Annotated in this window: 23 protein-coding genes; 10 read left to right on the top strand and 13 right to left on the bottom strand. The window is 63.0% G+C overall.

Going from position 1 to position 22,782, the window contains the following annotated elements:
* Positions 1–9: 9 nt before the first annotated feature.
* Together BUA69_RS16735 and aptA are read right to left on the bottom strand one after the other, a co-directional pair.
* Positions 10–1,503, bottom strand: coding sequence for a CoA-acylating methylmalonate-semialdehyde dehydrogenase (locus BUA69_RS16735; RefSeq protein ID WP_046137053.1), 1,494 nt, complete (start codon positions 1,501–1,503; stop codon positions 10–12).
* Positions 1,500–2,780 (bottom strand): omega-aminotransferase AptA, encoded by a 1,281-nt coding sequence (gene aptA, locus BUA69_RS16730; RefSeq protein WP_143154564.1) that lies wholly within the window; start codon positions 2,778–2,780, stop codon positions 1,500–1,502. Before aptA ends, BUA69_RS16735 begins: the two co-directional genes overlap by 4 nt.
* 217 nt (positions 2,781–2,997) lie before the next feature.
* On the opposite strand from aptA, the gene BUA69_RS16725 reads away from it, so the two are divergent.
* Positions 2,998–3,687, top strand: coding sequence for a TetR family transcriptional regulator C-terminal domain-containing protein (locus BUA69_RS16725; RefSeq protein ID WP_046137107.1), 690 nt, complete (start codon positions 2,998–3,000; stop codon positions 3,685–3,687).
* On the opposite strand, the gene BUA69_RS16720 is transcribed toward BUA69_RS16725, so the two are convergent.
* The 6 genes from BUA69_RS16720 to BUA69_RS16695 form a co-directional block, all read right to left on the bottom strand.
* On the bottom strand, positions 3,680–4,630 hold the full coding sequence (locus BUA69_RS16720; RefSeq protein WP_244468826.1) for a DMT family transporter: 951 nt from the start codon (positions 4,628–4,630) through the stop codon (positions 3,680–3,682). The genes BUA69_RS16725 and BUA69_RS16720 overlap by 8 nt on opposite strands.
* A 101-nt stretch (positions 4,631–4,731) precedes the next feature.
* On the bottom strand, positions 4,732–5,109 hold the full coding sequence (locus BUA69_RS16715; protein ID WP_046137055.1) for a DoxX family protein: 378 nt from the start codon (positions 5,107–5,109) through the stop codon (positions 4,732–4,734).
* Positions 5,110–5,204: 95 nt separating this feature from the next.
* Entirely contained in the window at positions 5,205–5,663 is a 459-nt protein-coding gene (locus BUA69_RS16710; protein ID WP_046137056.1) for a carboxymuconolactone decarboxylase family protein, read from the bottom strand.
* Between the two features lie 10 nt (positions 5,664–5,673).
* Positions 5,674–6,180 (bottom strand): RrF2 family transcriptional regulator, encoded by a 507-nt coding sequence (locus BUA69_RS16705; RefSeq protein WP_046137057.1) that lies wholly within the window; start codon positions 6,178–6,180, stop codon positions 5,674–5,676.
* 119 nt (positions 6,181–6,299) lie between these two features.
* Positions 6,300–7,625 carry an NAD-dependent dihydropyrimidine dehydrogenase subunit PreA gene (gene preA, locus BUA69_RS16700; protein WP_046137058.1) on the bottom strand — a complete coding sequence of 442 codons (1,326 nt, stop codon included), beginning with the start codon at positions 7,623–7,625 and terminating at the stop codon, positions 6,300–6,302.
* Positions 7,618–8,967, bottom strand: a complete 1,350-nt coding sequence (locus BUA69_RS16695) for an NAD(P)-dependent oxidoreductase (protein ID WP_046137059.1) — start codon at positions 8,965–8,967, stop codon at positions 7,618–7,620. The genes preA and BUA69_RS16695 overlap by 8 nt, the downstream gene beginning before the upstream one ends.
* Before the next feature lie 484 nt (positions 8,968–9,451).
* Here BUA69_RS16695 and BUA69_RS16690 point away from each other — a divergent pair, with 484 nt between their 5' ends.
* Positions 9,452–9,808, top strand: coding sequence for a septal ring lytic transglycosylase RlpA family protein (locus BUA69_RS16690; protein ID WP_046137060.1), 357 nt, complete (start codon positions 9,452–9,454; stop codon positions 9,806–9,808).
* 68 nt (positions 9,809–9,876) lie between these two features.
* Here the strand turns inward: BUA69_RS16690 and BUA69_RS16685 are convergent, their stop codons facing one another.
* Together BUA69_RS16685 and BUA69_RS16680 are read right to left on the bottom strand one after the other, a co-directional pair.
* Positions 9,877–10,851 carry an aldo/keto reductase gene (locus BUA69_RS16685; protein WP_046137061.1) on the bottom strand — a complete coding sequence of 325 codons (975 nt, stop codon included), beginning with the start codon at positions 10,849–10,851 and terminating at the stop codon, positions 9,877–9,879.
* 25 nt (positions 10,852–10,876) lie between these two features.
* Positions 10,877–11,029, bottom strand: a complete 153-nt coding sequence (locus BUA69_RS16680; RefSeq protein ID WP_082093992.1) for a YjiS-like domain-containing protein — start codon at positions 11,027–11,029, stop codon at positions 10,877–10,879.
* A 191-nt stretch (positions 11,030–11,220) separates the two neighbouring features.
* Between BUA69_RS16680 and BUA69_RS16675 the strand changes: the two genes are divergently transcribed.
* The 6 genes from BUA69_RS16675 (at position 11,221) to BUA69_RS16650 (ending at position 16,841) form a co-directional block, all read left to right on the top strand.
* Positions 11,221–12,096, top strand: a complete 876-nt coding sequence (locus BUA69_RS16675) for a LysR family transcriptional regulator (RefSeq protein ID WP_046137062.1) — start codon at positions 11,221–11,223, stop codon at positions 12,094–12,096.
* 76 nt (positions 12,097–12,172) lie between these two features.
* Positions 12,173–12,724 carry a response regulator gene (locus BUA69_RS16670; protein ID WP_046137063.1) on the top strand — a complete coding sequence of 184 codons (552 nt, stop codon included), beginning with the start codon at positions 12,173–12,175 and terminating at the stop codon, positions 12,722–12,724.
* 155 nt (positions 12,725–12,879) lie between these two features.
* On the top strand, positions 12,880–14,043 hold the full coding sequence (locus BUA69_RS16665) for an MFS transporter (RefSeq protein ID WP_046137064.1): 1,164 nt from the start codon (positions 12,880–12,882) through the stop codon (positions 14,041–14,043).
* Positions 14,044–14,046: 3 nt separating this feature from the next.
* Positions 14,047–15,234: an MFS transporter gene (locus BUA69_RS16660; RefSeq protein WP_046137065.1), complete on the top strand. Its 1,188-nt coding sequence runs from the start codon at positions 14,047–14,049 to the stop codon at positions 15,232–15,234.
* Positions 15,235–15,237: 3 nt separating this feature from the next.
* Entirely contained in the window at positions 15,238–15,699 is a 462-nt protein-coding gene (locus tag BUA69_RS16655; RefSeq protein WP_046137066.1) for an MmcB family DNA repair protein, read from the top strand.
* A complete protein-coding gene (locus BUA69_RS16650; protein WP_046137067.1) occupies positions 15,696–16,841 on the top strand; it encodes an MFS transporter in 1,146 nt (381 codons plus the stop codon). The genes BUA69_RS16655 and BUA69_RS16650 overlap by 4 nt, the downstream gene beginning before the upstream one ends.
* 10 nt (positions 16,842–16,851) lie before the next feature.
* Here the strand turns inward: BUA69_RS16650 and BUA69_RS16645 are convergent, their stop codons facing one another.
* From BUA69_RS16645 to BUA69_RS16635, 3 genes are all read right to left on the bottom strand, one after another.
* Positions 16,852–18,513, bottom strand: coding sequence for an MBL fold metallo-hydrolase RNA specificity domain-containing protein (locus tag BUA69_RS16645; RefSeq protein ID WP_072866603.1), 1,662 nt, complete (start codon positions 18,511–18,513; stop codon positions 16,852–16,854).
* 176 nt (positions 18,514–18,689) lie between these two features.
* Complete coding sequence (locus tag BUA69_RS16640) at positions 18,690–19,241, bottom strand: ActR/PrrA/RegA family redox response regulator transcription factor (RefSeq protein WP_046137068.1); 552 nt, start codon at positions 19,239–19,241, stop codon at positions 18,690–18,692.
* A gap of 71 nt (positions 19,242–19,312) precedes the next feature.
* Positions 19,313–20,632 (bottom strand): ActS/PrrB/RegB family redox-sensitive histidine kinase, encoded by a 1,320-nt coding sequence (locus BUA69_RS16635; protein WP_046137069.1) that lies wholly within the window; start codon positions 20,630–20,632, stop codon positions 19,313–19,315.
* Positions 20,633–20,777: 145 nt separating this feature from the next.
* On the opposite strand from BUA69_RS16635, the gene BUA69_RS16630 reads away from it, so the two are divergent.
* The gene (locus BUA69_RS16630; protein ID WP_046137070.1) at positions 20,778–21,263 is read left to right on the top strand and encodes a DUF2852 domain-containing protein; all 486 of its coding nucleotides are present in this window, start codon (positions 20,778–20,780) and stop codon (positions 21,261–21,263) included.
* Positions 21,264–21,625: 362 nt separating this feature from the next.
* A complete protein-coding gene (locus BUA69_RS16625; RefSeq protein WP_046137071.1) occupies positions 21,626–22,366 on the top strand; it encodes a M48 family metallopeptidase in 741 nt (246 codons plus the stop codon).
* The last annotated feature ends 416 nt before the right edge of the window (positions 22,367–22,782 follow it).

Genomic DNA, 22,782 nt, shown 5'->3' with positions numbered 1-22,782 from the left:
GTCGACTTTCTATTTGACGCTGGGGAACGAGAATTCGGCGCCGCCCTTGATGCCGGCGGGCCAGCGGGTGGTGACGGTCTTGAGGCGGGTATAGAAGTGAACGCCTTCCGGACCGTAAATGGCATGATCGCCGAACAGGCTCCGTTTCCAGCCACCGAAGGAGTGGTAGGCCACCGGCACCGGGATCGGAACGTTGACGCCCACCATGCCCACTTCGATCTTGTCGGCAAATTCGCGGGCGGCGTCGCCATCGCGCGTGAAGATGGCGGTGCCATTGCCGTATTCGTGGGTGTTGATGAGATCGACCGCCTCGGCATAGTCCTTGGCGCGCACCACCGACAGGACCGGCCCGAAGATCTCTTCCTTGTAGATGGTCATATCTGCCGTGACGTTATCGAACAGCGTGCCGCCGACGAAATAGCCGTTCTCATAGCCCTGCAGCGTGAAGCCGCGACCATCGACGACCAGATCCGCGCCCTGCGCGACGCCAGAGTCGATATAGCCCAGGATCTTGTCGCGGTGCATCTTGGTAACCACCGGACCCATTTCGGCGTCCTTGTCGGTGGCCGGGCCAATCTTGAGCGATTCAACACGTGGCTTGAGCTTGGCGACCAGCGCATCGGCGGTTTCCTTGCCAACGGGCACGGCAACCGAAATGGCCATGCAGCGCTCGCCGGCCGAACCATAACCAGCGCCCATCAGCGCGTCTGCCACCTGATCGAGATCGGCATCGGGCAGGATGACCATGTGGTTCTTGGCGCCGCCCAGCGCCTGCACGCGCTTTCCGGCTTTGGTGCCGCGTTGATAAACGTATTCAGCGATCGGGGTGGAGCCGACAAAGCTCACCGCCTTGATATCGGGATGGTCCAGAATGCCGTCGACCATTTCCTTGTCGCCATGGATGATATTGAGCACGCCCTCAGGGAGCCCCGCTTCCATGAACAGGTTCCAGGCCAGCATCGAGGCGCTGGGATCGCGCTCGGACGGCTTGAGGATGAAGGCATTGCCGCAAGCGATAGCGGCCGGATACATCCACATCGGCACCATGGCCGGGAAGTTGAACGGCGTAATGCCGGCGACGACGCCGAGCGGCTGACGATCGGAATAGGAATCGATCGACGGGCCGACATTGCGGCTGAACTCACCCTTGAGCAATTGCGGAATACCGCAGGCAAAATCGACACAGTCGATGCCACGCGCCACTTCGCCCAGAGCGTCGTCATGCACCTTGCCATGCTCACGCGAAATCTCGCGGGCCAGATCATCGGCATATTGGTCGAGCAGCGCCTTGAACTTGAACATGACGCGGGCGCGCTTCATCGGCGGGGTATTGCCCCAGGCGAGCTGCGCCTTCTTGGCCGAGGCGACGGCGTCGTTCAATTCGCTCAGCGTCGATAGCGGCAGTTCGGCCGAGACTTCGCCGGTGGCGGGATTGAACACGGGAACGCGGCGGCCGGTCGAGACATAGCGTTTGCCGGCAACGGCATTTTCGATGATGGTCATGGAATAGCCCTCAGAACCGTGCGGATGCCGTCGACCAGCTCGTCAATATGATGCTTCTGCACGATCAACGGTGGGCTCAGGGCGATGATGTCGCCAGTGGTGCGGATCAGGAAGCCGCTCTCGAACGCCTTGACGAAAGCCGAGAAGGCACGCTTGGTCGGCTCGCCCGCAATCGGCTGCAATTCGATGGCGCCGACCAGACCGATATTTCGGACGTCGATGACATTGGGCTCGTCCTTGAGCGAATGCAGTGCATCGGCCCAATAGGGCCCAAGCTCGGTGCCGCGTTGCAACAGCCCCTCTTCCTTGTAGGTTTCGAGGGTGGCAAGGCCAGCCGCCGAGGCAATCGGATTGCCCGAATAGGTATAGCCATGCATGAACTCGATGACGTGTTCGGGCCCCTGCATGAAGGTGTCGTGGATTTCCGAAGAGACCAGAACGGCCCCCATCGGGATAACGCCATTGGTCAGGCCCTTGGCGGTGACCATGATGTCCGGGGTCACGCCAAAGTAATCGGCGGCGAACGGGGTTCCCAGCCGACCGAAGCCGGTGATGACTTCGTCAAAGATGAGCAGAATGCCATGCTTTTTGGTGATGTCGCGCAGGCGCTGCAGATAGCCCTTGGGTGGGATCAGCACGCCGGTCGAGCCGGCCACCGGCTCGACAATGACCGCAGCAATGGTCGAAGCATCATGCAGCGTGACGATGCGCTCGAGCTCATCGGCCAGGTCCAGGCCATGGTCGGGCTCGCCCCTGGTAAAGGCGTTCTTGGCCAGGTTATGGGTATGGGGCAGATGATCGACGCCGGTCAGCAGCGTGCCGAACATCTTGCGGTTGCTGACAATGCCACCGACCGAAATGCCGCCGAAATTGACGCCATGATAGCCGCGCTCACGCCCGATGAGACGGAAACGGCTGCCTTCGCCCTTGACCCGATGATAGGCCAGCGCAACCTTGAGCGCGGTTTCAACCGATTCAGATCCGGAATTGGTGAACAGCACGTGATCGAGGCCCTGGGGCGCCAGCTGCACCAGCTGGTTTGCCAGCTCGAACGCCTTGGGATGGCCCATCTGGAAGGCGGGCGCATAATCCAGCTCAGCGGCCTGCCGCGCGATCGCTTCGGTGATCTTGGGGCGACAATGACCGGCATTGACGCACCAGAGACCGGCAGTACCGTCCAAGACCTGGCGGCCATCGGAGGTGGTATAGTGCATATCTTTGGCGCCCACGAACATGCGCGGTGCCTTCTTGAACTGCCGGTTCGCGGTAAACGGCATCCAGAAGGCGCTCAAGTCGTTCGGCGTGACTGCGGCAGAATTGGACACGTCGATCTCGCTCCCCTTTATTATGACTTAATTGGTCATATTTATTGGCTCTTGACGTGGGAACGTGTTACCAAGAATTTTGACCAGTTGGAAAAATGTTAGCACTCCCAGTGTTTCCCGCAAGGCGAAAATGGGGCCACCCAAGGTGAAAAATGTCGAGAGCGCAGTGATGGCCAAAGGTGAGGCCAAGCCAATTGCCGCAACCACCGCCAAGAGCGGTGCAAAGTCGCGGCCCCTGACCCGCATCCAGCGTGAAAAACAGGACATCATCCTGGAAGCGGCGCTCGACGTGTTCTCCATGCACGGCTTTCGCGGCTCGACCATCGACCAGATCGCCGAGGTGGCGGGGATGAGCAAGCCCAACCTGCTCTACTATTTCCCGCGCAAGGAAGAGATCCATCGCCGGCTGATTTCCGCTCTGCTGGTGACCTGGCTGGCGCCATTGCGCGAAATGGACGCCGCTGGCGACCCTTTCCCCGAAATCCGCTCCTATATAAGGCGCAAGCTGGAAATGGCCCGCGACTTTCCGCGCGAAAGCCGCCTGTTCGCCAATGAAATGCTGCAGGGTGCACCGCGCATCATCGAGATGATCGAGGTCGATCTCAAGAACCTTGTCGACGAAAAGGCCGATGTGCTGCTGACCTGGATGGACCAGGGCAAGATTGCGCGCACCGACCCCTATCACCTGATCTTTTCGATCTGGGCGACAACCCAGCACTATGCCGATTTCGACGTACAGGTGCGCGCCGTGCTTGGCCCGGCGCGCGGCGGCGAAGGGCGCTTCGAGGATGCGGCCCGCTATCTCGAGCACCTGTTCCTCTATGGCCTGACCCCGCGCCAGCCGGTGACGGTCAAGTAGCCGGGGACGGCCTGGCGGCCCGCTCCGGCGCCAGCGCCAGCACGACGAGGCCCAGCACCGTCACCAGGGCTCCGGCGACGACCGGCAGGCTGACCCAGCCATGGCCGAAAAGGCCTTCGAGCAGGATGACGAAGATCGGGGTCAGGTAGCCATAGGCAATGACTTTGGCGGCAGGCAGGTGCAGCGAGGCGAACTGGACGAAGAAGAAGCTCATGGCCGTCGGAAAAACCGCCAGATAGGCGATGACCCACCAGACCAGCGGCGGCAATGCGGTCCAGTCGGTGGCGAGAATTTCCGGAAAGCCATAGGCCGCGATCCACAGCGTTGTCGCCGAAAGGGTGAAAAAGCTCGCCAGCACCGCGGGCTCGCCGCGGCTGAACTTGCGCAGCAGCGGCGTATAGATGGCGTAGCAGACGCAGCCGGCAAAATAGATCACCTCCCCCTTGCCGATATCGAAGGCGCGCAAGGCGTCGAGATCGCCACGAAAGATCACCCAGACCGAGCCCAGACCGGCAAACAGCAGGCTGAGGAGCCCGATCGGACCGGTGCGCTGGCCCAGGATCAGGAGGCCGAGCCCCGCTGCCATCAGCGGAATGAGGGTGAATACGGCGCTGGTGGCGACCGGTGCGGTGAATTGCAGCGCGATGAACATCGAGCAGAAATAGATGGCCATCAATAGCCCCAGCACGCCAAAGCGCCAGGGCGCCGGTGGCAGTCGCATGGGCTGGCGGGCGACGGCGAAGGCCATAAGTCCCATCAGCATGGCACCGAGGAGGAAGCGGATGGCGTTGAGTGCGATCGGCCCGATCTCATCGACCACCAGCGCCCCCGCCGTGAACGAGCCGGCGATCATGGCGGCAAAGCCCAGCATGGCCAGATGGGCAAGCAGGCGTTGCGTGCGCGGATGGCGCAAGCCGGTTGATGGGGTGACGATCTGGTTCATGGCAAGGCGACCTCAAGGACAATCGGCCGACGCAGAGCGGCGGCCGATCAGGGATAGCAGCTGGGCGACGTCACCGCCCAGTCGGGATTGCGGGGGCGCCGTCACAGACTGATAGCGGCAACCAGCAGGAAGGCGCCGCCCAGGCCGGCATTCATGATGCTGGCGGTGACATGGGAAGCGCGGTCGGCACCCTCATAGTCCCAAAAATTGTGAAACAACACTGTCGCGAGCACGACAAAGACAATCAGACCAACACCGCCCAGCGCGCCGAACGGGCCGATGGCAGTCAATGCGCCGCCAACAATCTGCAGCCCGACGCCCATGATGGCGACGATGTTGGGCAGGGGCACACCCCGCGCCGTCAAAGCCTTGGTCAGCGCCCCGATATTGGGAATGTTGCGCAGGCCGAAAACGAAGAAGGAGCCGCCCAGCAACAGGCGAGCGAGCAGGATCAGTGTTGAATTGAGATCAGTTGGCACGGCAAACCCTCAACAGCGTGAATGGAGTCATCGTCCTATGACGAACGGTGGGCGGACATTTCGACAGGCAGGAGGCAAGACCCCTGCCGAAGCCGTCACGCCGCTTGCGGGTCGACGGGATGGGGCGTGCGGAAGCCGACCGCGATACGGTTCCACACATTGATCGCGGCGATGGCAACCGAAAGCGCGGTGATCTCGGCGTCGGAAAAATGGGCCCGGAGCGGTTCGAAATCGGCATCGGATGCCCGGCTCTGCGGCAACAGGGTCAGTGCTTCGGTCCAGCCGAGAACTGCCCGCTCCTGCGGGGTGTAAACGGGCGATTCCTGCCAGGTGGCAATCAGATTGATCCATTGCTCGCCAAGGCCGTCATGGCGCGCTTCCCGGGTGTGCATGTCGACGCAATAGGCGCAGCCATTGATCTGGGACGCGCGAATCTTGAGCAGGTGAACGAGGTGCACAGCCAGGCCGGAATGCTTGACGACGTAGGTGTCCAAAGCGGCAATGGGCTGCATGGCTGCGGGCGCGGCGACATAGGGATTGAGACGAGCTTGCATGGAAAGGTCCTCAGGGGGTTGATGTCGAGCGGCGCTGGCGCTGCTCCAGAAAGGCGCAGCCGCGCGCTTCAATAGCCGCGCCCAGCGGCGTGGCGGGATCGGTTCGCAGATCGGCCAGCGACACCTTGCGCAATTCGGCCCGGTAGGATTGTTCGGCCCGCAGCATGGCGACATTGACGGCGCAGGGCCGGGCGAAGAATTGGCTGTCGAGCGGATTGGGGCCCTGCTTGCGGATTTCGGCGCAGCGGAAGGCAGGCGCCGAACCCTCGAGCGCCAGCACAATATCAAGGAGGCTGATCGCTGCGGGCGCCCGCGCCAGCCGGTATCCGCCCTTGGGCCCAGGCACCGAGGCAAGAATACCGGCATTGGTCAGGGCCTGCAGATGCTTGAGCAGGTAGCTGGCCGACACGCCATGGAACTCGGCCAGCGCCGTCGCCGGCAGGACGCCATCCCGGTCAAGCCCGGCCAGCAGCAGCGTGCTGTGAATGGCCTGCTCGACCCCCTCGCCCAGTTTCATCGCTCAACTCCGTATCGTGGATATAATTTATCCACGATTCTGGTGTCCGGTCAAGCGGCGGGCAGGCCAAAAAAAAGGGGTGGCCGAGGCCACCCCTGCAGAGACTTGCTGTTACCGGTCTATTCCGCCGGTTCGACCACGGCCGGCCTGGCGTTGGGATTGTTGGGATGGCTGGTCCAGTTGGCATATTTGCCGGTGACGATGCGGCCGGTGCGTTCGTCGACCGAGCCAACCGGCAGGGCTTCCATGGTGATACAGTCATCGACCGGGCACACATTGACGCAGAGATTGCAGCCAACGCATTCGTCGTTCATCACCTCGAAATGACGCTTGCCGTCCTTCTGCTTGGTGATGGCCTGGTGGGAGGTGTCCTCACAGGCAATGTGGCAGCGGCCGCATTTGATGCAGAGATCCTGATCGATCTTGGCCTTGGCGATATATTCGAGATCTAGATATTGCCAGTCGGTGACATTGCGCACCGCCCTGCCAGTGATTGCCTCGAGGTCGCGATGGCCCTTTTCATCCATCCAGTTGGAAAGGCCCGAGATCATCTCGTCGACGATCTTGAAGCCATAGGTCATCACCGCAGTGCAGACCTGCACATTGCCGGCACCCAGGGCGATGAACTCGGCCGCATCGCGCCAGGTGGTGACGCCACCAATGCCCGAAATCGGCAGACCATAGGTTTCCGGATCGCGGGCGATTTCGGCGACCATGTTGAGGGCGATAGGCTTGACTGCCGGGCCGCAATAGCCGCCATGGGTGCCCTTGCCGCCGACGGTGGGGACCGGGGCGAAGTCGTCGAGATCAACTGCGACAATCGAATTGATGGTGTTGATCAGGCTGACTGCATCGGTGCCGCCGGCCTTGGCGGCGCGGGCAGGCTTGCGGATGTCGGCGATATTGGGGGTCAGCTTGGTGATCACCGGCATACGGGTATATTGCTTGCACCAGCGCACCACCATTTCGATATATTCGGGCACCTGGCCGACCGCGGCGCCCATGCCGCGTTCGCTCATGCCATGAGGGCAACCGAAATTGAGCTCGATGCCATCGGCCCCGGTTTCCTCGACCAGCGGCAGGATGGCCTTCCAGGCATTTTCCTCGCAGGGCACCATGATCGAGGCGACCAGCGCCCGGTCGGGCCAGTCCATCTTGACCTGCTTCATTTCCTGCAGGTTGAGCTGCAGGGAACGGTCGGTGATCAGCTCGATATTGTTGAGGCCGAGCAGCCGCCGGTCAGCGCCAAAGATAGCGCCATAGCGGGGGCCGTTGACATTGACCACCGGCGGGCCTTCCTCGCCCAGCGTCTTCCAGACCACGCCGCCCCAGCCGGCCTTGAAGGCGCGGACGACGTTATAGGCCTTGTCGGTCGGCGGGGCCGAAGCCAGCCAGAACGGGTTGGGCGACTTGATGCCGACGAAATTGTTCCGAAGATCAGCCATTTGCTCCTCCAGACAGATAGCGGTGCATGCTCTCGGCCGCGTCGCGGCCTTCGGCGACGGCGGTGACGGTCAGGTCATCGCCACCAGTGGCGCAATCACCGCCGGCCCAGATGCCGGGAACCGAGGTGCGCCCCTCATCATCGACCTCGATCTTGCCGCCGGCAAGGCTGAGGCCGCCGCCATCGCTGGCGAGGGTCTGGCCGATGGCCTTCAACACCTGATCGGCGATGACAATGGTGGTTTCGCCGGTTTCGACCAGGCGACCATCCACCAGCGTCGTATAGGCCAGCTCGATGCCGGTGACCTTGCTGCCATCGGTCAGCACGCGCTTAGGGGCCATCCAATGGCGAATGGTGACGCCCTTGGCGGATGCCAGATCCTGCTCGAAGGGCGAGGCGCTCATGTGCTCCTTGCCGCGACGATAGACCATGGTCACCTCGTCGGCACCCAGCAGTTTGGACTGTACCGCCGCATCGACCGCGGTCATGCCACCGCCGATAACGACGACACGGCGCCCCACCGGCAGCGCCGCCAGATCGCTGGCCTGGCGCAGTTCGGCGATGAAATCGACCGCGTTGCGGACCCCGGCGCTGTCCTCGTTTTCGGCGCGCAGCGCATTGACGCCGCCCAGCCCCATGCCCAGGAAGACCGCGTCATACTTCTCCTGCAATTCGTCGAGCGTAAAGTCCTTGCCCAAAGCCTTGCCGTTGATGATCTCGATGCCGCCAATGGCGGTGACATAGTCGACTTCGGCCTGCGCGAAGCCATCGGTCGACTTGTAGGAGGCGATGCCATATTCGTTGAGCCCCCCAGCCTTGGGGCGGGCATCGAACATCACCACATCATGACCCTTGACCGCCAGGCGATGCGCGGCGGCAAGGCCGGCCGGGCCGGCGCCGACCACGGCAATGGTCTTGCCGGTGGACGGCGCACGTTCGAAGAATTGCGCCTTCTGGGACATGGCGATATCGGTTGCGTAACGTTGCAATAGCCCGATCCTGACGGGCTTGCCCTCGGCCTCCTCGCGCACACAGGCTTCTTCGCAGAGCTGTTCGGTAGGGCAGACCCGGGCGCACATGCCGCCCAGAATGTTCTGCTCGAAGATGGTTTCGGCGGCACCCAACGGATTGCCGGTCGAAATCTCGCGGATGAACAGGGGAATGTCGATGGCGGTGGGACACGCGTTCATGCAGGGCGCGTCATAGCAAAAGTAGCACCGGTCGGCCTCGACAAAGGCCTCATGCCGATCCAGCGGCTCGTGCAGATCGGCGAAATTGGTTGCGTATTGACCAGGGTCTAATCGTCCGGGCGCAATGCCCTCCTTGAGAACACCTTGTGCCATCTTGACTCCCTTGCTGCTGTATTCCCCGAGATGAGGCTAACGCAGCTCCAATTTTTTATCAATTGGTCAAATAATGGATGATCCTGCATGCGTCCGGCCCTGTCTCCCGGCAAAACAGGGCGCCACAATTGCGCCACAATTGCGCAGCGGTCGCCATATTCAGATCAGAATTGATGCGGGAACCGCAGGAAATCGCGACATTTGGCGGCTTTCAGCGGAACTGTGGCAGCGCTGCCGCAGTAGAGCAAATGAATCCGCAACAACCCTGAATCAACTGCCCCCGTCCTACGAGTCAAATCGATGACGGATTCAAATCCTACACTTCGACGAAAAACGGTCGATGAGTAACGTGAGTATCAATCGGATTCCCACGGCAAATCCGCAACAGTTTCAGAACTGCGACCAATTGCGCCCAAGCAGCCCACATTATGGCCTGCCCCAAGCATTAATCAGCAGCTCACCTTAACATCGTGAGTTTTGAAGCTTGATCAGAAAAGTCCTGTCCGCCGCCGCCATTGCTGCTGCTCTCCTTTCCGTTTCGACAGCAGCCGCTTACGCCCAATGCGGTGGCGCATCCTGGTACGGCCCCGGCTTCCATGGGAAGAAGGCCGCATCGGGTCAAACCTTTAACGAGAACGCCATGACAGCGGCGCATCGTAGCCTTCCCTTCGGCACCAAACTGCGCGTGACCGACCAGCGCACCGGCAGAGAAGTCCAGGTCACCATCAATGACCGCGGCCCCTTCGTGGGCAAGCGCATCATCGACCTATCCAAGGCCGCAGCCACTGAACTGGGTTTCCGCAATCGCGGCGTCACCTCGGTCTGCATCGAACAGATCTGAGCCAGACTAATCAGCGTCAGCCGACCATGAGCGGGCCGCCCCAAGGGGCGGCCCTTCGTATTTGGCGCTTATGCCCGCAAGCCAAGCGCATCCACAGCCGCGACTTGCTCCGGCTCCAGCGGCCCCTGCCGTTCGGCGTCCAGCGCCTGGTCCAGTTCACCGACGTTTTTGACCCCCAGCACCAGCGTATCGACCCCGTCCATGCCCAAGGCATAGCGGTGCGCGATCATGGCGGGATCAGCACCCCATTGCCGACAGAGCGCCCGATAGGATGTGGCCCGGTCGAAGTCGGATTGATCGAAGCGGGCCTCACCCGGCAGCCTGCGGTCAAACCCCGCCGTCAGCGCCCCGGCCTGGACGGCCCGCACCCCCATAACGCCCACTCCGTTGGCCTTGGCCGCAGCGATGACGGCGCGGGGATCGCCGGGAATACCGGTGCCATTCATGGCGCCGGCGCTATCGAGCAGATTGGTGATGGCCTGCACTGCTGCAGGGCGGGTACCGGACGAAAGCACGGCGATGGCCGTATCCGTCAGATTGATGCCAGTAATTCCCCAGGCGCCGATCAGCCCTTCGCGTACCAGCCGTTCAAAGGCCGGCACCACCGCCTCGCGATAGAGGGTCAGGCCGGTGGAGCGCTGATCGCGTGGCGGCTCGGCGCTGGGATAGGTGAAATCGTCGGGACGGATTTCACTGTGTAGGAGCATCATGTCGACCCGCGCCAACCGCATGGCGGCAAGGCTCTGCTCCAGCGAGGCGCGCAGCCGCTGATAGACCTCACCGGCCGGAGGCGAACCCAGCCCGCATTTGGTGGTAATGCGAACCCCTTGCGGCAGGCGTCCCTCGAATGCCTTGGCGATCATCCGTTCGCAATTGTGGTAGCCCGGCGCGGTATCGATCAGATTGATGCCGGCATCGACGGCACGATGCAGGGTGTCGACAGAGTCAGCGTCGGAGGCAGCGCCCCAGCCCTGCCCGATGCCGCCACCGCCCAGGGTGAGGCGACTGACCGGGCCAAAATGTCCAAAATAATTCTGCTGCATGGATTTTCTCCTCGGGTGGGTGCGGTCAATTGCCGATGCGGTCGCGCACGAAGCAGTCGATTTCGCTGCGGGCAACGCCCATATCGGCCAGCAGGCGATCGTCGAGCATGGCGAGCTTGCGGATGGCGGCACGGTCCTGCTGCCAGGCCCGGAAGCGCCGGCCGAAACGCGTGAACATGAAAAGTCTCCCTGTCGGCTGAACAACGGCAAGGCGAAGCTGGCGCCGGCCACTGACGTGACCCGCTTTTCAATCCTGGCTGTATTTGACTTGCCGTCCGGCGCGACATCGGCGCCGCTACCGCCATACTTGCGCAAAATTGCCTGCTGCCGCTATGCTCAGGATCGCAATACATTTTGCAGAAATGAAAAATGGATTTTGGTTGGGACGACCTACGCGTATTTCTGGATGTAGCGCGGCTAGGCGGGCTGAGCGCGGCGACATCGACCACGGGGCTAAGCGCCGCCACGCTGGGCCGCCGGGTGATGGCGCTGGAGCGGCAGGTGGGCGAGCCGCTGTTTCACCGCAGCCAGACCGGCTATCGGCTGACCCGGGCCGGCGAGGAATTGCTGGCGCGCGCCGAGGATGTCGAGGCAGCGATGATCTCGCTCAAGCACTGGCGTGACGGCAGTGTCGGCGAGCGGGTGGTGCGGATTTCAGTGGGCCCCTGGACCTCGGCATTTCTGGCCTGCCATATCGGCGAACTCTGGACCACCGCCGACCGTTTTGGGGTGGAACTGGTCACCGCCAACCAGAAGATCGATATCGGCCGCCGCAATGCCGATCTGGGCCTGCGCAACGAGCGGCCGACCGAGCAATGGCTGGTGCGCCGCCAGATCGGCAAGGCAGCCTTTGCAATCTATTCGGGGGTGAACCTGATCAATGGCATCAAGGCCGGGCTGTTTGTCGGGGTCACCGGCGATAGCGGACATACCCACAGCTCGCGCTGGATCCAGGCGCATCACGGCGACCGTATCGGGGTGCGCGGCAATGATCCGATGAGCGTGCGCGAACTGGTGGCAGCCGGGGCGGGCCTCTCGGTGCTGCCGTGTTTTCTGGCCGATACCGATCCGCGGCTGATCCGGGTGGCCTCGCCCATCCCCGAACTCGAGACCGATCTCTGGCTGGTCAGCCATCATGAAGAGCGCCACACCCAGGCGGTGCGGATCGTTGCCGACCGGCTGGAAACGCTGATGCTGGGGGCGGCGCCGCTGCTGCGGGGCGAACAGCCGTTGCATGGAGTCTAGCGCGCCATTAGCACGCAATTAGCACTCGGGGCTTACCATGCGCGGTGGGAACGCAGCGGTCGAGGGACGCGACCAGATGAAAGCCACAGCCTTTGTCGTCGGACCGCAGGACGGCCCCGGCGCAGCCTTGATTGACTTGGCGAAAAGCCTCGATTTTGGGGCGGTGCTGCCCTATGGCGGCATTGCCCGGGCGGAGCAGCAGGCGCTGCAGACGCCCGTCTGCTATTTCCTGTTCGCGGCCGTAAACGATGTCGAGACGCTGCGCAGCGTTGCCGAAACCATCCGCTTTTGCCCGAGCCGCCGGGTGCGGTTTTCGCCACTGATCTATTTTTCCGAGAGCCCGCTCACCGACACGATCAGCCGGTGCATCAGCATGGGGTTTGATGATGTCATCACCATGCCGTTCACCCGCAGCCGCATGGCCGACCGCATCGCCCGGCAGGTCGGACGAAGCCTGACCTATTTCGAGACATCGGGCTATTTTGGGCCCGACCGCCGCGACCGCGTCACCGCCCCGGCCCAGGCCGCCGAAAGCCGGCTGGGCGGCCAGTTCCGCCGACTTGAAATCGTGCGCAATCTGATGACCGGCATCAATGTGCTGCGGGACGACCACTACGCCCAAGGCTGATAAGCACTCAGTCCTGTCACCGTGCTTCGCTCAAGCGCCCCTGTCACCCGATTGCATCGTTACAACAAAGTGCCTGAAACGGTTCAAAGCGCTATTTCGCTGCCCGGCGAATTGCACTAGCGTTTGAATATTGCGGTTTGCGAGTTCTTTCGGTCATGAAATTCGGCATCGACCTGCCCCCCCAGTTGCGGGTCTATGGGGCATTTTTCCTATATTCGTTTTGCATGGGGAGCCTGTTTCCCCGCATTCCCGATATCCGGGCCGCCATGGCGGTTGCCGAAGGCGCATTGGGGCTGGCGCTGATCGGCTCGGCTGTCGGCACATTGATCTCGCTGACTTTTGCCGGGCCGCTGCTGGAACGGTTCGGGCACCGCCGCACCCTGCTGGTCGCGACGCCGCTGCTGGCGCTGGCCTATGCTATTGCCGTCACCGCGACGACCCCGCTTACCTTCTTCCTGCTGCTGCTGCCCGTGGGCCTGCTGATCGGCGGGCTGGAGATCATCATCAACCTGGAAGCCGACCGCACCGAGCATGCCTTGGGCAGGCGAATCATGAATCGCGCCCATGCGTTCTGGAGCATCGGCTTTTTCACCTCCGGCCTTATCGGCTCCTTCATTGCCCAGGCCGGAATCTCCCCGCAGGTCCACCTGTTTGCCATGGTGCCGCTGGTGACCATCGGCGTCGCCGTGTTGCTGGGCCGGTTCGAACCGGCAGCACATCGCGTCAGCGCCAGCGACACTGCCGGCCCGCGCTTCGCGCGGCCCACCCTTGCCATCATCGTGCTGGTCTGCGTGACGCTCTCGGCCATGGTGCTGGAGGGTGCCGGTGCCGACTGGTCGGCGATCTACATGCGCGACGTGTTTGCCGTCGAGCCGTTCCTGGCTGGCTTCGCCGTGGCACTGGGCGCCGGCACTCAGGCGGTAACCCGCTTCTTCGCCGATCGCTTTGTCGAGCGCTACAGCCCGGTTCTGGTCGCGCGCACGCTGCTCGGCATTCTGGGGATCGGGACCTTGATGGTGTTCTATGCGCCCAATGCGGGCATCGCGCTTCTGGGTTTTGCCCTGATGGGCGTGGGCACCAGCGCCATCTTCCCGCTGGCCATGTCTGCCGCTGCCCAGCGCACGGATCGCCCCGCCGCGATCAATGTCGCGGCGCTGGCGCAGATTTCCTTCGTGGCGTTCCTGATGGGGCCGCCATTGCTGGGTTTCGTGGCCGAGCATTTTGGTATCCGCTGGGCCTTCGGATTTGGTATTCCCCTCGTTGTCCTCAGCCTGATTGCCGCCAGCGCGCTGGCGCCCCGTTCCAAGAAGATCACCTAGACCATGACGCCCGCACCCCAGCACCGGATCTATGCCTGCTTCTTCCTGTTCGCATTCTCGCTGGGTGCGCTGCTGTCGCGTCTGCCCGATCTGCAGGTGCAATTGGGCGTGACCCATAGCCAGCTCGGCATGACCATTATCGGCATGTCGATCGGCTCGCTGATTTCGCTGACCTTTTCAGCGCCGCTGATCGAACGGCTGGGCGCGCGCAGCACTGCCTTCATTACTGTTCTGGGCACTGCCCTGATCTATGCTGTGCTGCCCTGGCTGCCATCGGCGACCGGGGTCTTTGTCGGGCTGTTCCTAGCCGGCCTGTTGGCCGGCGCGCTCGAGATCAACCTCAATGTCGAGACCGACCGGCTGGAAGGACAATTCGGCAAGAGCTTCATGAACCGCGCCCATGGCGCCTGGAGCCTGGGCTTTTTCGTCACGGCCCTGCTCGGCGCCACCCTACGCCAGTCGGGCCTGTCGACGCAGTTGCACCTGGCTATCGTCGTTGCCGCGGTGTTTGGCATCGGCATCTGGATGATGAGCGGCATGGTCAGCGCGCCCAAACGCGCTTCCGCGCACCAGGGCGACACGCCGCGCATTGCCTTCCCCAATATCGGACTGTTGCCGCTCTGCCTGATCGGCATCGCCGCTTTTCTGGTCGAGGGCGCCGGCATCGACTGGTCGGCCATCTATATGCGTGACGTTTTCGCCGTCGAGCCGTTCATCGGCGGGCTTGGGCTGACGCTGTTTTCCGGCTTCATGGCTGCCACCCGCCTGACCATCGATCCCGTCGTCGATCGGTTCGGCCCCCGCATGGTGGCGATGAGCCTGCTCAGTCTGGCCGCTGTCGGCGTGCTGATGGTGGGTTTCGGCCCGACACCGGTGGTGGCGCTGACGGGATTTGCACTGATGGGCGTGGGCTGCAGTGCAGTCTATCCACTGGCCGTCTCGGCCGCAGCGCAGCGTACCGATCGCCCGTCGGCGGTCAATGTCGCGGCGCTCGGGCAGGTGACGTTTATTGTCTTCTTCCTGGCGCCGCCGCTGCTCGGCTTCGTTGCCGAATATCTGGGCATCCGCAATTCCTACCTGATCGTCCTGCCGGTGATCCTTGTCGGCCTCCTGGCCTGCCGGGCGCTGTCGACCAAGGCCGTGGCTACCCCACAGGGCATGCCGCCCGAACCAGCAACACCGCTGGGCTGAACGATGCCGGAACTGCCGCCCATCGTTGACCTGCGCCAATCGGCCACCGCGCTGCGCGTCCAGCGCGGGGTAATGCGCATGCTGCGCGAGCGCCATGACATGGCCTGCTATGCCGAAGTGCCGCTCAGCAATGGGCGACGTGCCGATGTGCTGGCTGTCGGTCCCAAGGGCGAGATCTGGATCATCGAAATCAAGTCCAGCCTGGTCGATTTCCAGGTCGACCGGAAATGGCCGGAATACCGCGCATATTCTGACAAGTTCTTTTTTGCCAAGCCGCCCGAACTCGATGCGGAGATCTTTCCCGCGAGCGAGGGCCTGATTGTGGCCGATGGCCATGACGGGGCGATCCTGCGCGATAGCCCCGATACCCCGCTCGCTCCGGCGCGGCGCAAAGCCCTGATGCTGAAACTGGCCCGCTTGGGGGCCGATCGCATCCATATATTGATGGATCCCGGCCCGAAGTGACGTCTATTCCCCGTTGGCGTATTGTCGCCCTGTTCTTTGTGCACGCCCTTGCCGTGGGCGCGTTGCATACCCGCATTCCCGATATCCAGCTGATGATCGGCCTCAGCGAGGCGCAACTGGGCCTGGTGCTGATGGGCCAGCCGCTCGGCGCGCTGATGATGTTTATCTTTGCCAGCCGGATCATCGAGCGGTTCGGGCCCCGCGCCGTCATCCTTGTATTGTTGCCACTGGTAACGGTTGCAGCTGCGATGGCCACATTGCTGCTCAGTCCCGTTGCCCTGTTCATTCTGCTGGCGATCAATGGCGTCGGCTTTTCGCTGACCAATATCGCCATCAATGTCGAAGCCGACCGGGTCGAGGCGGCGACGGGCGCGCGGATCATGAATACCTGCCATGGCGTATGGAGCCTGGGTTTCCTGCTCACCTCGCTGATCGGGGCGGCGCTGCGCGGCTTCGATATCGCGCCGGCAACTCATCTCTGGCTGCTGACACCCCTGGTGATCGCCCTGGTAATGGCGATTGTCGTGCCGATGCCGGTGGTGCCGGCCCGACCGCATGCCGGCGACGCCAACCGCCGCAAGCTCGCCTGGCCGACCCTGGCCACACTTGGACTTGTCGCCTTCGGGCTTGGCGCCGCGCTGAGCGAAGGCGCCTCGCGCGCCTGGTCGATCATCTACTTGCGCGACAATTTCGATGTCGCGGCCTGGGTGGAGTCCATGGCGCTGCCGGCTCTGCTGGCCACCATGACCATTGGCCGGCTGATGGCGGATCGCTGGATCGACCGTTTCGGTCCGGTGCCGGTGGCACGCGTTTTGGCCTCCATTGCCATTGCCGGCATGCTGCTGCTGGTGCTGTCCCCCAGCGCCTGGACGGCGCTGGCCGGGTTTGGCCTCGTCGGTCTCGGCATTTGCGTGCTCTATCCGCTGACACTGTCGGCAGCGGCCCGCCTGGGCGATCGCCCCGCCTCGCAGAACGTGGCGGCGACGACGCTGGTGTTCCAGCTGGTCAATCTGGGCGCCCCGGCGTTGATTGGCGCCGTGGCCCAGGGCATGGGCATCCGCTTCGCCTTCGCGCTGCTGCTGCCCATGCTGGTGCTGACCTGGCTGATGGCCGGCAAGCTGGCGCCCAAGCCTTCCGCCTGAGGTCGGCGACCTACTCGCCGTATTTCTCCCCGCCACCGCTACTACCCGTAGCGCTGGCATTTTCGCTGGCGGCGCGGCTTTCGGCCTCCAGCTGCGCCAGCCGCACCTGCAGCTCGCGCATGACGCGCAGCTTGTCGGCATCACTGCCGGCCTGCAGCCGCTGGCTGAGCCGGATGGTGAAATCGGAAAACGCATTGTGCCAGTCCGAGGGGATCTGTGCGTAATCGATGCGCGGCTTGGCCGGGTGCAGGACTGCAGCAATGCCGCCGGTGCGCAGCTCAAAACTGTCATCGAGCATGGGCAGGATCACCTGATCGCCGCCAAGGCCAATGGCGATCAGCGCGGCGCGGAGGGCAGCGCGTTCCTCGTCCTCGCCATGGGTCAGAAAGATGGCGCCATGCGCCGGCAGGCGGGCCTTGATCCAGGCCATCAGCTCGGAATGATCGGCATGGGCAGAGTAATTGCCCATGGAACGGATGCGGGCGCGCACCGGCACCAAAGTGCCATGAATGCGCACTTCCTTGGCGCCCGACAGGATGATCTGGCCCAGCGTGCCCGGCGCCTGATAGCCGACAAACAGCACGGTGGCATTGGAGCGCACCAGATTGTTGCGCAGATGGTGCTTGATGCGCCCGGCATCGGCCATGCCCGAGGCCGACATGATGATGGCGCCGCCCCGAATGGCGTTGATCGCCTTGCTCTCCTCGACCGCCTCGACAATGCGGAAACGCGGATCGTTGAACAGTTCGTCGGCGCCCAGCTCGACGTCCTCGAACATCTTTGAATATTTTCGGTAGACGCCGGTGACCTTGCTGGCCAGCGGGCTATCGAGAAACACCAGCTTGGGGTCGATATCGCCAGTCTTGATCAGATAGCCAATATCGTGCAGCAGCTCCTGGCTGCGCTCGACGGCAAAGGCGGGAATGACCAGATTACCGCCGCGTGCCAGGGCGTCATTGATCTCGCCCTTGAGCACTTCGCGCCGCTGCACCAGCGTATAATCCACCCGCTCGCGGCCACCATAGGTACTTTCGCAGAGGATGTAGTCAAAGCCCGCCGGACCTTCGGGCTCGTTGTAGAAGACCTTTTCATCGGGCCCGATATCGCCCGAGAACAGCAGCCGGATCGGCTTGCCATTGCTGTCATTGACCTCAAGCTCGATGGAGGCCGAGCCAATGATATGGCCGGCATTCCAGAAGCGGGCGCGCACGCCGGGACCGGGGGTGATCCATTCGCCATAGGCGCAGGTCTTGCGATGCTGCAGCGCCTCATTGGCGTCTTCCATCTGATAGAGTGGCTTGGCCGGCTCCTCGCCGCGGCGCCCGCGCTTCTTGGTCTCGCGCTCGGCCTCGCTTTCCTGGATGCCGGCGCTGTCGGGCAGGAGATATTCCAGAAGGCCCGCCGTCGGCTCGGTCATCCACATCGGCCCGCGCCAACCTTCGCGATAGAGCTTGGGCAGGAGCCCGGCGTGATCGATATGGGCATGGGTCAGCAGCAGGAAATCGATCGCCTTTGGGTCGAATGGCGTCGACTTGAGATTGAGATCGCGGACGCTCTTATTGCCCTGGAACAGGCCACAATCGACGAGGAACTGTCCGCCCGGATGCACGATGCGATAACAGGAGCCCGTAACGGTGCCCGCCGCACCATGGAAATGCAGGGTGACAGTCATCGGCAACTCCTCGGTTTTTCGCAGTGTTGTGCGGGGAGTGTGTCACTCAAGTGAAAGGGCAACAAGCCGGGGGGCGCGGAGCACTGTTTGCATGGGCGCGTCGTACCCATCACCGAACAACAAAACACCCCCGGACTCCGCCCGAGGGTGACAACATTTCGGCAGGACCAAGACCCCTAGCGCGGGGCGCGCTTGGCGAGAATGCGCTGCAGGGTGCGGCGGTGCATGTTGAGGCGGCGTGCCGTTTCCGAGACATTGCGATCGCACAATTCGTAGACCCGCTGGATATGTTCCCAGCGGACGCGATCGGCCGACATCGGGTTTTCCGGCGGCTCGGGCTTGTCTTCGCCCGTGGCCAGCAGGGCATTGATGACATCATCGGCGTCGGCGGGCTTGCTCAGATAATCGATGGCGCCGAGCTTTACTGCTGTGACTGCCGTGGCGATATTGCCATAGCCCGTCAGCACCACGGCGCGGGCATCGGGACGCTTCTGGTGCAGCGCCGAGACCACTTCGAGCCCGTTGCCATCTTCCAGCCGCAGGTCGACCACGGCATAGGCGGGCGGCTTTTCGGCGACTGCGGCGAGGCCGTCGGCAACGCTGCCAGCGATCCGCACGTCAAAACCCCGCCGCGCCATGGCGCGTTCGAGGCGCGAAAGAAAGGCTGCGTCGTCATCAACAAGCAGCAGGCTGGGGTCGGTCGCGAGAAGGTCTTCGATCGTGCTCATGGCCACTCACATAGGCGTTTGTGCTGCAAACGTCAAAACAGACGCGCAATTTTGACTGCGGCACAATTGTTTCAGCGGGTCTTCGGCTCAATCGCCTCCCGCGGCCAGACGATGCGCACCTGGGCATGGCCATTGGGCGAGATGTTCTGGAAGGCCAGCCGTGCGCCGGTTCGCTCCAGCAGGGTCTTGGCGATAAAAATACCCAGCCCCAAGCCACCGGGCTTATGCGCATCGGCGCCCTGCGGGTCGCGTGGACGGCTTGTGAGATAGGGCTCGCCCAGCCGGGCGATGAGTTCCGGCGCAAAACCGGGGCCGTCATCGGTGATCGATACCGAGATGGCGGCCTGGTCCCAACTGGCCTCGATCCGCACGGTCTGGTGGGCAAAGTCGGTGGCGTTCTCGATCAGATTGCCCAGCCCATAGAGCAGGCCGACGCTGCGCTGGAACACTGGCTCTGGACCGGTCGCCTGCTCGTAATAGAACAGGATTGCCTTGCCACGGCTTTCATTGGGGCGGGCAACTTCGGCCAACAGATCCGTCAGCGGCACCTGGGCAAAGGGGTCGCCGCCATCAGGGCCCAGATTGCGCAGCTTGGCGAGAATGGCGCGGCAGCGGGCCGCCTGCTGGATGATCAGTTCGACGTCATCGGCCAGATCGCTGCCCGGCTCGGCTTCGGCGCGCATTTCCTTGGCGGCCAGGGCAATGGTGGAGAGCGGCGTGCCCAATTCATGGGCGGCGGCGGCGGCGAGGCCATCCAGCGCGCTCAGCTGCTCCTTGCGCGACAGCGCCAGTTCGGTGGCCGCCAATGCATCGGCGATCTGGCGGGCTTCATGGGCAACGCGGGTAATATAGGCGGTGATGAACACCACGCCGCAGATGATCGAAACCCAGATGCCGATGACATAGATGCGGTTGAAGACGATGCGCTCGCCCGGCGCCCAGGGCAGCGGCCAATGCCAGACCGACAGGATCGAGGCGATGATGGCGGCGATCCCCGCAATCAGGAACGTCGCCCGCTGTGGCAGCGTCGTCGCCGAAACGGCAACCGGGGCCAGCAGCAGCAGCGAGAAGGGATTGTGCAGCCCGCCGGTCAACGCCAGCAGCCCCCCCAATTGCAGGCAATCAAAGGCAATCTGGCTGGCGGCGAACAGCGATGAGGGGCGATGCGCAGCGCCAAAGCGCAGGATCAGCCAGAGATTGAGCCCGACGGAAAGGCCGATCAGCACGAAGCATTCGAGCAGCGGGACCGGAAATCCCAGGCCAAAGGCGACGAACAGCACGCCGATGGTCTGGCCGCCAATGGCCAGCCAGCGCAGCAAAACCAGGGTTTCCAGGCGCAGCGGACGCCAGGTGGAGGGCAGGGGAAGGCCGTCGGCCTGGGTCAAACTCATCGTTCAGCCTGCCAGCATGCTGGTTTTCTTGCGCGCATGGGAATTGTCGATTTTCATTTCAAGAGGAAAAAAGTGATGGGCACATGCTTGATCCTGCCTAGCACGGGGCCACTTAAAGTTCATCGTGACTGGGAGAGTTTTCGAAATGAACACAGCAATCATCAAACCTCAATGGTCCCCCTTGACCATTGCCCTCATGGTCCTCGGCTTCATCATCTTCTGGCCGCTGGGTCTGGCCGTGCTTGGCTACATCATCTGGGGTGAAAAATTCGGCGGCTCCGCCGAAAAAGCCCAGGGCTACTTCAACAAGGGCCGCTCGTGGTGCACCTCGAACAGCAATCGTTCGGGCTTTAGCGGCCACCGCTATGCCTCGACCTCAAGCGGCAATGCCGCCTTCGACGATTACCGTGCCGAACAGCTGAAGCGCCTCGAAGAAGAGCGCGCCCGGCTCGACGCCGAAATTGAGGCCTTCCATGAATATATGGCCAACCTCAACAAGGCCAAGGACCGCGAAGAATTCGATCGTTTCATGAACGAACGCCGCGGCAGCCGCCAGGGCTTTGGCGACCAGAACGGCGACAAGAAGACCGATAATTCCGACAATGGCGGCAGCTGGGGCCAGAATACCTGATCCCAACCCGCCTGACCTTCTCCTCCTGAAGCCAGTCGTCCCCCTATAACGATTGAGCCACTGGCGCCCCCACCGGGGCGCCTTTTTTTGTTTTTTGGCATTTTGGCGCGGCGCGCACCGCTCTTGTTGAGACAAGCCCCGGCCCCCTCCACACCGTCATTGCCCGGCTTGTCCGGGCAATCCACCTGTCTCAGTGCAAGATGGATCACCCGGACAAGCCGGGTGATGACGATGGGGGAGAGCGTGGCGTTTCGCGCCCGCGCATTATCGGCGCCACGCTGTCCGCACGATGCTGTGTCCCAGCGGGGCTGGGGCCATGGCCCAAGACGCGGTAAACTGACCCCAATGATTCTGCGGATCCGATGAACCTGTTCTTCAAAGCCAAGCCCAAGATTCCGGCCTCGACCGAAATCAGCGTCGATGGACGGCTGGTCAGCGTGACGGTGCGCATTCATGCGCGGGCGCGCAGCTATCGGCTGTCGATCCCCCATAGTGGCGGGCCGGTGCTGACGCTACCGCCGCATGGGCGCTGGCCCGATGCCGAGGCGTTCCTGCACCGGCAGGCCAACTGGCTGGCGGCGCGGCTGAAGCGGGCGGCGGTGCAGGTGAGCTTTGCCGATGGCGCGGTGGTGCCACTGCGCGGCATCGACCACGCCATTGTCGGCACCGGCAGGCTGCGTGGTCGGGTCGAACTCGCCCTCGATACCGAGATGCCGACGCTGCTGGTCCCCGGCGAGCCAGCGCATCAGGCGCGGCGGCTGACCGACTGGCTCAAGGAACAGGCGGCCATCGATCTCACCCGGCAGACCGCCATTCATGCCACAAGGCTGGGCGTGACAGTCAAATCGGTCAAGATGCGCAGCCAGTCCAGCCGCTGGGGTTCCTGTTCGTCGAGCGGCAATCTCAACTACAATTGGCGGCTGGTATTGGCGCCCGAATTCGTCCTCGATTATGTGGCGGCCCATGAAGTGGCCCATCTGGTGGAGATGAACCACTCCGCTGCGTTCTGGGCCACGGTGGCGCGCACCCTGCCGGACATGGAGCGCGGGCGTGCGTGGCTCAAAGCGCATGGACGGCAGCTGATGGCGTATGGGGCGGAGTGAGTTTGGCGTTGCGCGGGTGACGGGGCGTTGATATCGCGCGTGCCGTCTTTGCCTCTCCCTTAAGAGCCCTCGCCTGCCCCTGCAGCAAACACCGTGCTGTCCCCGGGCTTGACCCGGGGATCACTCACCGCTTGTGCCGAATGGAGAGTGGCCAAGGGGTCAAGCCCATGGGCCGCCTGGTGTGGATGAGGGCTGGCGACTGGAAGATCGCGCCCGGAAATGGCTCGCCCCTGGACCCTCAACTCATCCCGGAGTCATTCCCGCGAAGGCGGGAATCCATTCTTCAAGTCCCATACTTAGCAAGAATGGATTCCCGCCTTCGCGGGAATGACTCGGTGGGCGTGGTGGGAATGGGTGCGGGCGTAGCATAGACAGGCCTAGGCACGGCCCAAAAATGCAAAGGGGACGGCGAGCAC

The organism is Devosia limi DSM 17137, from assembly GCF_900128975.1.
Lineage (GTDB): Bacteria > Pseudomonadota > Alphaproteobacteria > Rhizobiales > Devosiaceae > Devosia > Devosia limi.
This window is presented reverse-complemented; position numbering and strand designations above follow the sequence as displayed.